General features: G+C 69.8%; 12 protein-coding genes. 11 read left to right on the top strand and 1 reads right to left on the bottom strand.

Annotated features, from left to right (window positions below):
* Nucleotides 1-53: 53 nt before the first annotated feature.
* Nucleotides 54-386, bottom strand: a complete 333-nt coding sequence (locus IEZ09_RS41445; protein WP_189259334.1) for a ParB family protein — start codon at nucleotides 384-386, stop codon at nucleotides 54-56.
* A gap of 346 nt (nucleotides 387-732) precedes the next feature.
* On the opposite strand from IEZ09_RS41445, the gene IEZ09_RS41440 reads away from it, so the two are divergent.
* The 11 genes from IEZ09_RS41440 (at nucleotide 733) to IEZ09_RS41390 (ending at nucleotide 11,387) form a co-directional block, all read left to right on the top strand.
* Nucleotides 733-1,011, top strand: a complete 279-nt coding sequence (locus IEZ09_RS41440) for a hypothetical protein (RefSeq protein WP_030472642.1) — start codon at nucleotides 733-735, stop codon at nucleotides 1,009-1,011.
* A 3-nt stretch (nucleotides 1,012-1,014) separates the two neighbouring features.
* A complete protein-coding gene (locus IEZ09_RS41435; protein ID WP_229813405.1) occupies nucleotides 1,015-1,485 on the top strand; it encodes a hypothetical protein in 471 nt (156 codons plus the stop codon).
* Nucleotides 1,460-4,315, top strand: a complete 2,856-nt coding sequence (locus IEZ09_RS41430) for an ATP-binding protein (RefSeq protein ID WP_189259333.1) — start codon at nucleotides 1,460-1,462, stop codon at nucleotides 4,313-4,315. The genes IEZ09_RS41435 and IEZ09_RS41430 overlap by 26 nt, the downstream gene beginning before the upstream one ends.
* Complete coding sequence (locus tag IEZ09_RS41425; protein WP_189259332.1) at nucleotides 4,312-6,174, top strand: hypothetical protein; 1,863 nt, start codon at nucleotides 4,312-4,314, stop codon at nucleotides 6,172-6,174. Before IEZ09_RS41430 ends, IEZ09_RS41425 begins: the two co-directional genes overlap by 4 nt.
* A gap of 12 nt (nucleotides 6,175-6,186) precedes the next feature.
* Nucleotides 6,187-6,780 carry a hypothetical protein gene (locus tag IEZ09_RS41420; RefSeq protein ID WP_189259331.1) on the top strand — a complete coding sequence of 198 codons (594 nt, stop codon included), beginning with the start codon at nucleotides 6,187-6,189 and terminating at the stop codon, nucleotides 6,778-6,780.
* 3 nt (nucleotides 6,781-6,783) lie between these two features.
* The gene (locus IEZ09_RS41415) at nucleotides 6,784-7,785 is read left to right on the top strand and encodes a C40 family peptidase (protein WP_189259330.1); all 1,002 of its coding nucleotides are present in this window, start codon (nucleotides 6,784-6,786) and stop codon (nucleotides 7,783-7,785) included.
* An 18-nt stretch (nucleotides 7,786-7,803) separates the two neighbouring features.
* Nucleotides 7,804-8,277 (top strand): hypothetical protein, encoded by a 474-nt coding sequence (locus IEZ09_RS41410; RefSeq protein WP_189259329.1) that lies wholly within the window; start codon nucleotides 7,804-7,806, stop codon nucleotides 8,275-8,277.
* Nucleotides 8,274-8,468, top strand: a complete 195-nt coding sequence (locus tag IEZ09_RS41405) for a hypothetical protein (protein ID WP_189259328.1) — start codon at nucleotides 8,274-8,276, stop codon at nucleotides 8,466-8,468. The genes IEZ09_RS41410 and IEZ09_RS41405 overlap by 4 nt, the downstream gene beginning before the upstream one ends.
* Nucleotides 8,469-8,486: 18 nt before the next feature.
* Nucleotides 8,487-9,893, top strand: coding sequence for an RNB domain-containing ribonuclease (locus IEZ09_RS41400; protein WP_189259327.1), 1,407 nt, complete (start codon nucleotides 8,487-8,489; stop codon nucleotides 9,891-9,893).
* 67 nt (nucleotides 9,894-9,960) lie between these two features.
* Nucleotides 9,961-10,626 (top strand): NADPH-dependent F420 reductase, encoded by a 666-nt coding sequence (npdG, locus tag IEZ09_RS41395; RefSeq protein ID WP_189259326.1) that lies wholly within the window; start codon nucleotides 9,961-9,963, stop codon nucleotides 10,624-10,626.
* A complete protein-coding gene (locus tag IEZ09_RS41390; protein ID WP_189259325.1) occupies nucleotides 10,626-11,387 on the top strand; it encodes a helical backbone metal receptor in 762 nt (253 codons plus the stop codon). Before npdG ends, IEZ09_RS41390 begins: the two co-directional genes overlap by 1 nt.
* The last annotated feature ends 29 nt before the right edge of the window (nucleotides 11,388-11,416 follow it).

Below are 11,416 nucleotides of genomic sequence, written 5' to 3'. Positions count from 1 at the left end.
CCGTCCCAAGGACCTCACCCCTGGTTAAAACACCAGGTGGACGAAAGCGCCGTTCATCGTTTGGCGGGGCGTCCTGAAGGCATGCGGAGGACCGGGCGGAACGGTTCCCCGGCGTTGTAGAGATCCTCCAACTCGGTGACGTAGGCCAGCACGGCCGGATTGACGATGTCAGCCAACGAGCGCACCCCCGCCTGAGGCTCGTAGGACGCCAGATAGGTGGCCGCCGCACGCGCCCGCTCGAGCACCGACCGGTCGAAGTTGATCGTCCGCTGGACCCGGCGCCGGGATTGCGGCGCCTCCCCGGTAGGCTCGTCCACGCCTGGAGCACTAGGGGAGGCTGTGATTCCGTCCACACTTCCGTCCGGCACGAGGTCAGGTTCGAGCATGGGCGAATCTCCTCGGAGTCGTCGCTCCGGGCCGCGCACCTCAAGGGGCCGCGAACCGGCCGATCAGGGCGTTCACATGGATGTACACGTGCGCATGTTTAGGACGCACGCACTGTGGGTGACCAGGGCGTTCGCAGTCGGGTGAACATTGCCAGCGACGGAGAGAATCTTGGTCCGGGTGTTCCCCACTGACGTCTCCTCAGTGATGATGTGTCGGCCAGATTAGACGTAATTCCTCGCAGGGGGAACGGCCAGATGATCTACAGCCCGCTCCAACAGCTTCACACCTCGTGACGAACTCGTGTTCTACTCGTAGCGCAAGCCCGAGCGCACTCTGGAGTACCTAATGACCGCCATGGACCTGGTGACACTCGCTCAGCAGCAGCCGACGGTGCCGGGCACAGGCAATGTCCGCGGCTGGATCCTGGACAACATCGTTCCGCTGCTCCTGCTCACCGTCGCGCTCCTCCTCCTGTGGCTGGGAGGTGGCAAGGGCGACAACGCGGGTGTCATGCGCCGCCTCGGTGGTGTGATCGTCGCACTGGCCATCATCGGCCTCGCCGTCACGACCGACGCGGGGTCGAACATCGGCAAGTGGCTCGCCGGCTTGTTCGTCGGAGGCTGACACGTGCGGGTCCGCACTGACGACGAGGTCTACCGGGTCGACGCCGTCTGGCTCGGCCCGCCCAAAGCGACTTTTCCCTGGCGCGCGCGGTACGTCGCGTGGGGCGTCGGGATCGTCGTTTTCCTCGTCGTACTCACGATCGAGCGCCAGATGGGCGTCGGGTTCGGCTTCTTCTCGACGGCATGGGCACTCGTGGCCACGATCCTCCTCACTCGTTTCATCACCGCGCGGATCAGCCATGAACGGCCGCTCACGGCCGTCATGTCGATGTGGGTCCGCGAGCTCACCGCACCTCGAGAGCGCACGGCAAGTACCGGCGGAGCGGCCAGCGCCGCCCGGATCCGGGTCACTCCGCAGCGGCCTCGTCCCAAGTTGAGCAAGAAACAACGGGCGAGACAGCAGGCCCAGCACCGCCGGACGTCAGCCAGCCGTAAGAAGGAGGTTCGCGGTGTTCGGACGCCGGCGAGACCGTGACCGTCGCTCCGCCCAGCACATCGCCCAGCACGCGGCGGCGGACCCCCGCGAGCGTGCCCAGGTGTACTCGAAGCGCGGCCGTCGCCTGCCCGGCGAGCAGGCCGTGCCCAGCTACACCCCGTCGATCGCCGCCCGCAGCATCGACGGCCACCTGCTGCGCACCGGCCAGGAGGTCTACGCCTGGTACCGGCTCGCGCCGCAGCGCTGGTCGTTCCGCAGCGACTCGCAGCGCCAGGACCTGATCGCCGCGATCGCCGGTCAGTACGCCGAGCTGCAGGGCCGCTGGATGCACCTGCGGGTCACCACGCGGCCGTACCCGATCCGCATGTGGGCCGAGGCGCACGTGCACAACGCCGTGAAGCGCCTGCCGGACACGCCCGGCACGCTGTCGTTCGACGACTACATGGTCGGCGAGCAGCAGCAGCTCATGGGCCGCTCGATGGCGGAGAAAGAGGTCTACCTGGGCGTCCAGGTGCAGACCCGCAACATGATGGACCGCGCCGTCGAACGCGCTGCCCCCGTGCTGCGCAAGGTCTTCCCGGACGCCGTCGACGCCGAGCTCGTGGCGCTCGACTCCGAGGTCGAGCACCTCGACCAGGTCATCGGTTCCGCGGGTCTGGAAGGCCGTCCCGCGACGGCCGAGGAGATGTCCTGGCTGATGCACAGGTCGTGCTCGCTGGGCCTGCCCGCGCCGCGCAACCTGCCCGCCGTGCCGGGTGCCGCGTGGGAACCGGAGGACCTCGCGTCCTTCACCGACGCCGCGGACTTCCATCAGGAGCCGTACTCGCCCACGGTGACCGTGCGCGGCCGCACCGGCTCGAACGCGGGCATCAAGCGGCACGTCTGCGTGCTCACCGTCGGGCTGATGCACGGCCTGCAGATCCCCGAGGTCGACGACCCGTGGGTGCAGCGCGCCGACCGGCTGCCCGCCGCCGTCGAGTGGTCCGCGCGGATCTACGTGCGCAAGCCGGAGGAAGTCTCGGGTGAGCTGTCGCGGCAGATGAGCAAGGTGCGCTCGCAGGTCCGCCACTACACCGACGAGCACGAGCTGGACCCGCCGCAGTCGCTGGCCCGCCAGGCCGGTCGCGTGCTGGAGATCGACGACGAGATGACGTCGGGCTTCACCGCGCTCGGCACCCGCGTCAGGTCGTGGTGGCGGCTCGCGGTGAGCGGCCCGACCGAGCGCGAGGCCCTGCGCCTGGCCCAGCAGTTGCTGGAGCTGTACAAGCCGAAGATCGCGATCGAGCACCCCGAGGCGCAGTACGCGATCGCCCGCGAGTTCATCCCGGGCGAACCGCTGTCCAACGGCGCGTACCTGCGCCGCGGCTCGGTGTTGTGGGCGGCGTCCGCTGTTCCCACGGCGACGGCCGAGGTCGGTGACCGCCGCGGCATCCTGCTCGGCGAGACCGTCACGGCCACCCGCCGCCCGGTCGCGTGGGACCCGTGGATGGCGCAGGAGCTGCGCGACGCGTCGGGTCTGACGGCGATGGTCGCGGGTCTGGGCGCCGGCAAGTCGTTCCTCGGCGGCGGCATCGTCTACAAGACGCTGCGGGCAGGTGCGCACTGGACGCTGCTCGACCCGTCCGGCCCGCTGGCGGCGCTGTGCGACCTGCCGGAGCTGCGGCCGTACGCGCGGCCGATCAACCTGCTCAACGCCCAGCCCGGCATCCTCAACCCGTACCGGGTGGTCGCCGAGCCGATGATCGAGCACTTCCTCGACGAGGACGACCCGGAGCGGGCCTGGCGCCGCGAGAAGGCGCTGGCGGCGGCGACCCGTCGTCGTCTGGTGCTGGACGTGCTGACGGGTCTGCTGCCGTTCGAGGTCGCGCGCCTGCCCCAGACGCGCATCGTGCTGCTGCGTGCCGTCCGCACGGTCGGCGGCCGCTTCGACGCCCACCCCGGTCTCGTCTTCGAGGCGCTGCGCCGGGACGCGTCCGAGCACCACGAGCACGCCGTCGTCGTCGCGGACTTCCTCGACGAGATGCGCGAGCGCATGTCGTTGCTGATCCCCGAGGCGGACGCCGACCCGTACAACGAGCAGCGCGACGACCGGCTCACCGTGCTCACCATGGCGGGCCTCAACCTGCCGAAGGACGGCGTCGGCCGCGAGCACTGGACCGACGCGGAAGCGCTCGGCGTCGAGATGCTGAACCTCGCCGCCTGGCTCACCCAGCGGTCCATCTACGACCGGCCGAAGGACCTCCGCAAGGGCGTCTGGATCGACGAGGCGTTCTTCCTCTCCGAGGTCCCGACCGGTCGCGTGCTGATGAACCGCTTCGCGCGTGACTCCCGCAAGTGGAACGTGCGTGTGCTGCTGTCGTCGCAGATCCCCGCCGACTTCCTGAAGATCCAGGGCTTCGTCGCGCTGCTCGACTCGGTCTTCGTCGGCCGTCTCGACGACGACCAGGCGCAGGCGGATGCGTTGCGACTGCTCAAGGTTCCGGTCGGCGCCGGGTACGAGCAGGTCGTCGCGTCGCTCGGCCGCCGCCCCGGTGGCGAGCGCACCGCGACCGAACGCGACCGCGCGCCGCGGCAGTTCATCTTCGGCGACGGTGCCGGTGGCGTGGAGCGGATCCGCATCGACTTCAGCGGCCCGCACCTGGAACACCTGCGCAACGCCCTCGACACGACCCCGGACGCCAAGCGCGACAACGGCAAGGGCGAGCTCGTGCCGACGGAAGACCACGCGGCTCCGCAGCCGCCCGCCTACGTGCCCGACGAGATCGACGACGAACTGGCGGCGGACATGGAGCTCGGACTGACGGAGGACGAGGCCCACTTGGTGGGTCATGGTGACGGGAGCAACCGCCACCGGGACGGCGCCGCATGACGGCGCTGACGATCGTGCTCGCGATCGCCGCCTTGCTCTGGGCGAGGCGGCGGTTCGCGCTGCGCACGTCAGCGAAGTCCCGTTCGGTCATCGCGGTGGCCGTGATCCTGGCGCTCCAGGTCGTGATCGGCGCACCCGCCCACGCCCAGTCCTGTGGTGAGGCACCGAACCCGGAACGACCGGGTGCGGGCATGGTCGGCGCGCTCGACCCGCCCGTCGGCAACGGCCTGCCCGGCTCGCCGTACCTCGACTACGGCTACGCGGGCATGGTCTGGCACAACTACCAGCCCAAGTGCGGGATCCTCCCGGACGCCAACGCCACGCTGGACACGTGGGCCGGCAACGAGCTCTTCAGCATCGGCAAGAACATCGTCGGCGCCACGAACGCGTTGCACTACACGGTGATGGGCCGCGGTCTGCTGGTCCCGCTGGACGACGCCGTGAAGAACGGCGTGCAGAAGGTCTACGACAACGTCTACCTGCGCTGGTTCGGCCTGGTGGCGCTGATCCTCGCGATCCTGATGTTCCGGCAGATCTGGACCGGCGACTTCGCCACGATCTCCAAACGCGGGCTCTGGGCGTTGGCGGCCATGTGGCTGGCAACGTCCACATTGGCCTTGCCGCAGTTCTACAACCTGCTCGACAACACGCTGGTCTCCAAGACGTCGGAGATCCAGGCGGGCTTCATCGAGGCACCGGAAGAGCAGGGCACACTGCACGTCCTGCCGACGAAGCTGCACGACGCCGTCGTCTACCAGAGCTGGCTGCGCGGCGCGTTCGGCACACCGGAGGCACCGCAGGCCACCGAGTACGGCCCGCGCATCCTCAAGGCGCAGGCGTGGACGACGTCGGAGATCGCCGAGCACAAGGACGCGGACCAGGCGGCGCTCGAGGCCAAGAAGGCCGAGTGGAAGGCGCTCGAGGCTCAGCTCGGCACCGCGAAGGGCTACTTCGACGGCACCGACGGCAGCCGCACCGGCGCGGGATTCCTGGCGCTGCTGCAGTCCATCGCGTTCTCGTTGTTCCAGCTGTTCGCGAAGGCCGCGGTGCTGCTGGCCCAGCTGCTGCTGCGCATTCTGACCCTGGCGGGACCGCTCATCGGTCTCGTCGCGCTGATCCACCACGACCTGCTGCGCAAGGTCGCGCGCGCGGCCGCCGTGACGGTGTTCAACGTGCTGGTGCTCGCGGTGCTCGCGGGTGTCCACGCGTTGCTGCTGCAGGCGATCTTCAACGCGACCGGGCTCTCGCTGCTGACGCGCACGCTGCTCGGCCTGATGCTGACGCTGGTGTGCTTCGTGATCGGCAAACCGTTGCGCCGCATGTGGCAGATGGTCGAGATGTCGGTCGGCTCCGCGGGCAACGTCCTGCCGATGAGCGGTGGCGTCTGGTCGAAGATGCTGGGCCGCAAGAAGCCCGCGGGTCCGACGCCGCAGGACGAGTTCTGGGAGTCCGTGCGGGAGAGCGACGCCGAGGGCGACGAGGTGCCGCAGCGCGGTCGCGGTCGCGTCCGCCCGGAGGCCTCCAGCCCGGTCATGGCGACGGCACAGCGCCTCGACCGGGACGCCCAGCCCGGTCAGATCATGAGCGGTGGCGACGGCTACGGCGTGCGCGCCGGTGCCCTGCCCGCGGGATCGGGCCCGGCGGCGTTGCCGGTCGGGCGGTCGCGGGTCGTCGACAGCCCTCCGGTCACCGACAGGCAGTGGGATCGCGTCGACGACGCGGTGCTCGTGCCGTCGCGGTCGAACGGCTACTCGGGCCCGGCGCAGGAACCTCGCAGGGCCGAGACGGAAGTGGTGGCAGGGCGTCAGGTGCACGTGATCTACCGGCCGTCGCGCGGTTTCGAAGTCAGGGACAACTGAAGGGAGGCGTAGGTGCCGATCCGAACCAACCGCGGCCGTGCCGCGGTGTACCGCAGGCTCTGGGGATGGCCGCTGCGTTCCCCGCGTCACCTGGCCGCGTCGATCATCATCTTCGTGGTGGTGGTCGTCGCGCTCGGCGTGATCATCCCGAAGGTCCTCGACCGCGGGCCGGTCACGCCGACGGTCGCCGGCCAGTCGACGTCGCCGCAGGGCACCCAGGTCGGGCAGCTGCCGTCCAGCGGTGCCTCGCTGCCGACGAAGCAGCCGCCGCCGTCGATCTCCGCGTCCGCCGCGCCGCCCCAGGCCGACGCGCAGCTGATCGCCGAGCTGTGGGCCGAGAACTGGATCAAGCCGCCGCCGGACAACGACGTGAACAAGTGGCTCGCGCAGCTCCGTCCGTACACGACGGAGGAGTTCCTCGCGCAGATGGCGACGATCGATCCCAAGAACGCGCCGGACAAGATCACCCAGAAGGTCACGCCGAAGAAGTCGTTCACCTCCTCGGCCGACTTCGAGGTGGGCACGGACATCGGCAAGGTCGTCATCACGCTGGTCAAGACGCCGAGCAACGAATGGCGCGTGAACAGCTACACGAAGGCGGACTGACCCATGCGGCTCATGTTGCTGGTCGGGGCTCTCGTCGCGGTCGTCGTGATCGCGGTGGCGACGTCGGGCGTGACCCAGGTCGTCAGCAACTCCACGAACCCGGCGGCCAACGGCGGGTTGAAGCTGATGAGCTGCAACGCGGCCATCGGTCCGTGGGACGCGGGCGGCGGCGACAAGGGCCAGCGCGACGCCGCGCGTCTCAACGACGAGCAGCGCAACATCGTCGCGCGCATCATCTCCATCGGCCAGGAGCGCAAGCTGCCGCCGCTCGCGTGGCAGATCGCGATCCAGGCGGGCATGACCGAGTCGGGCCTGCGCCCGCTGAACTACGGCGACCGCGACTCGCTCGGCATCTTCCAGATGCGTCCGTCGATGGGCTGGGGCTCACCGGCCGAGGTGACCGATCCGACCTACGCGATCAACAAGTTCTACGACGTGCTGCTGAAGGTGCCGGACTGGGAGAACAAGCGTCCCGGCGACTCGGCGCAGGCGGTCGAGCGCTCGGCGTTCCCCGACCGCTACCACAACTGGGAGGCCATGGCGGCGTTCCTGCTCGGCGAGCTGGGACAGATCAGCGACCCGGCTGGCTGCGGCGAGGGCGCGGGCCAGTTCCTGCTGGCGTCGAACGCGGCGGGCGTGGCCATCCAGTTCACCAAGGAGCAGCTGGGCGAGCCGTACCTGTGGGGCGGCAACGGCCCGGACGCGTGGGACTGCTCCGGCATCCTGGTCAAGGCGTTCGCCGCGGCGGGCGTGAAGATCCCACGCGTGGCGAACGACCAGTACGAAAAGGGCGGCGCCCACCTCCCGGTGCGCGACGCCCAGCCAGGCGACCTGATCTTCTGGGCGACCGACACGTCGAACCCGCGAACTGTGCACCACGTGGCCATGTACCTCGGCGGTGACGAGTACATCCACGCGCCACAGACGGGTGACGTGGTGAAGATCAGCAAGATCAACTGGGATTATCACGAGTTGATGCCGCTGGCCGTCCGGCCGGGCGTGTAGATCGCGGGGAGGCGCTGCATGTTCAACCACGACCCCATCCCGAGGCCGTCCGGACCGCCCGCGTCGAGCACACCGGTGCGTGACTACATGGCCGCCGGTGCTCCCGGGGTGTCGCCCGACTACGTCGTCGTCCCGCGTGCCCTGGCCGAGGCGATGCCGCTGCCGTGGCAACAGCACCTGACGCACCTGCTGGCGGAGTTCCACCGCACCTACGGCCACCTGAACTGGCCGATCTACCGCGTGGTGCCGTCCCGCTACGAAAAGCTCGTCGACCTGGACGAGGACCAGCTGGCCGAGGTCGGCGCCATCATGGAGATCGACTCCGACGGTTCTCTCGTCTACCGCGACCGCGCCGGGCGTAAGATCGAGAACGCCGAGGACCGCACGGTGCTGGTGTCGTGTTTGGACCCGATCCCGTCGGAGTACGCCAACGCCAACCAGTCAACGCCGCCGAGGGGATTCCCGGCGCCTTTGGGAGGCGAACGCAGATGAGCGACACGAGCGGTTGGTACTACTGCCTGACCCACCAGACCGTGGAACACGGCAAGGGCTGCAAGGGCCCCGACCGCATGGGCCCGTATCCGGACGAGGCCACCGCGGCCCGCGCCCTGGAAATCGCCCGCGAACGCACCCGCGCGGCCGATGAGGCCGACAAGAAGTGGCGCGGCGACGACGAGGACTGACGGCCTAGGCTGTTGCGGGTGGCTTCACTGGTGATCCGCACGGGCCGTGCCGACCTGGCCTTCGACGACATCCGCACCGAGTTCGGGCTGCGCGCGTCGTTCCCCGCAGCCGTCCTCGCCGAGGCAGAACAGGCGGTCTCCCGTTCCGCGGGGGACCGCCCCGACCTCACCTCGATCCCGCTGGTGACGATCGACCCACCCGGCGCGAAGGACCTGGACCAGGCGCTGTGCCTGGAGCGGACCGCCTCGGGCTTCGTGGTGCACTACGCGATCGCCGACCTGGGCGCCTTCGTGACCCCCGGCGGCGCCCTCGACACCGAGGTCCGCGGCCGAGGCCAGACCATCTACCTCCCCGACGGCAACGTGCCGCTGCACCCGACCGTGCTCTCCGAGGGCGCGGCCTCCCTCCTGCCCGGCGTGGTCCGGCCCGCCGTGCTCTGGACGTTCACCTGTTCGGCTGACGGCGTTCCCGAGTCGGTCGAGGTGCGACGAGCTCTGGTGCGCTCGCAGGCCCAGTTCGACTACGCCTCCGTGCAGGAATCGTTCGACGCGGGCACCCCGCACCCGTCCGTGGCGGCCCTGGCGGAGTTCGGCCCGCTCCGCCGCGCCCTGGCCCGCGAGCGAGGCGCCATCGAACTCCAGCTGCCCGAACAGGAGATCGAGCCCGACGGCTCCGGCTGGAAACTGGTGACCAGGCCGCGCGCCCAGGTGGACGCCTGGAACGCCGAGATCTCGCTGATGACCGGCATGGCGGCCGCCTCGATCATGCTTCAGGCCCGCGTCGGCATCCTGCGCACACTGCCGAACCCGGACGCCGCAGCCGTCTCGGCTCTGCGCAAGTCCGCATCCGCTCTTCAGGTGCCGTGGCCTTCCGATCTCTCACCGGGCGCGTTCCTGGCAGGCCTGGACGCCACCCGGCCCGAGTCGCTGGCGCTGTTCACGGACGCCACCCGGCTGCTGCGCGGCGCGGGCTACTCGGCCTTCAACGGCCAGGTCCCCGAACTCGTGACCCACGCAGGCGTTGCGGCCCCGTACACCCACGTGACCGCACCTCTGCGCCGCCTGGTGGACCGCTTCGCCACCGAGGTGTGCCTGGCGGTGACGGCAGGGCAGGAGTTGCCGTCCTGGCTAGCGGAGGCGTTGCCCCAGCTGCCGTCTCTGATGGGCGCGTCGGACTCGCTGGCCGCGAAGGTGGAACGGGCGTCCCTGGACCAGGTGGAGGCCTGGGTGCTGGCCGGCCGGGTGGGCCAGGAGTTCGACGCGGTGGTGCTGCGCGCGGGCGACCAGGAAGCCGAGGTGTTCGTGTCGGCGCCGCCGGTGCTGGCGAAATGCTCCGGCAGGCAGCTGCCCGAGGGGGAGCGCATTCGGGTGCGGCTGGCCGAGGCGGATCCGGTCGAGCGGCGCGTGAGGTTCGAGCGCGCCTGAATCCGAACTCCGAGCGCAAGGTCACGTTGCACAGCCCCGACCCACGCCCCCGTGTGAAGATGCAGGGGTGACAGACATTCGTGACCTCACCGTCGGCGTCCTGGGCGGCACCGGAGCCCAGGGCAAGGGCCTCGCCATCCGCTGGGCCAAGGCGGGCCTCAAGGTGATCATCGGCTCCCGCAGCGCCGAGCGCGCGGAACTGGCAGCCAAGGAGATCGCCGAGGTCGCCGGCGGCCATGTCGAGGGCAAGGACAACTCCGACTGCGCAGCCGACTCGGACATCGTGCTGGTGGCCGTTCCGTGGGACGGTCACGGCGACCTCCTCCAGAGCCTGCGCGACCAGCTGGCCGGCAAGATCGTCATCGACTGCGTGAACCCGCTCGGCTTCGACAAGCAGGGCCCGTTCGCGCTCCCGGTCACCGAGGGCAGTGCCGCCCAGCAGGCCGAGCTGCTGCTGCCGGAGTCCAGGGTCACCGCCGCGTTCCACCACGTGTCCGCCGTGCTGCTCGCCGACCTGTCGGTGTCCGAAGTGGACATGGACGTGCTGGTCCTCGGCGACGACCGCGAGGCCACCGACACCGTCCGCGAGCTGGCCGAGCTGGTGCCCGGCTTCCGCGGCGTCTACGGCGGCCGGCTGCGCAACGCCCACCAGGTCGAGGCGTTCACCGCGAACCTCATCGCGATCAACCGGCGCTACAAGACGCACGCCGGTCTGAAGATCACGGGAGTCTGATGCTGCCCGTCGACGACCTCGGTGAGCCGGTGGTGCTCGACCAGCCGGCCCGCGTGGTCAGCCTGGTCCCCTCCATCACCGAGGCCGTCGCGGTCAGCGTCCCGGACGCCCTCGTCGGCGCGACGGACTACTGCACCCATCCGTCCGATTTGGACGTCCAGCGCATCGGCGGCTCGAAGTACCCCGACGTCGACAAGATCCTCGCGGTGAACCCCGACCTCGTCATCGCGAACTCCGAGGAGAACCGCGCCGAGGACGTCGACCGGTTGCGCGCCAACGGCATCCAGGTCTGGGTCACCGAAGCCCCGAAGACCGTCCCCCTGGCGCTGAAGTCGTTGCGACGACTCTTCGCCACAGCCTGGGACCTCGAACCGGACTGGCTGACCCAGGCAGAAGACCTGTGGCGCGAGACGAAACCGGCCAGGCTCACCGCGCTGATCCCGGTCTGGCGCCGTCCGTGGGTCGTCGTCGGCCGCGACACTTTCGCCACCGATGTGGTGCGGCGCCTGGGAATCGAGAACGTCTACGCCGACGACGCCGAGCGCTACCCGCGGCCGAGCCTCGAAGAGCTCAACGCGAAGCGCCCCGACCTGGTCATCCTGCCCGACGAGCCGTACCTGTTCACCCACGAAGACGGCCCGGAGAGTTTCCCCGGCCTGCCGTACGTGCTGGTCAACGGCCGTCACCTGACCTGGTACGGCCCGTCTCTGGTGGAAGCGCGGCACAGCCTCGAACGGGCCCTGGACTACGGCCAGGGTTGACAACCACAGGTGGATTCGCGGGACTGATC

This window comes from Lentzea flava (genome assembly GCF_014648475.1).
In the GTDB taxonomy this organism is placed as follows: Bacteria; Actinomycetota; Actinomycetes; order Mycobacteriales; family Pseudonocardiaceae; genus Lentzea; species Lentzea flava.
This window is presented reverse-complemented; position numbering and strand designations above follow the sequence as displayed.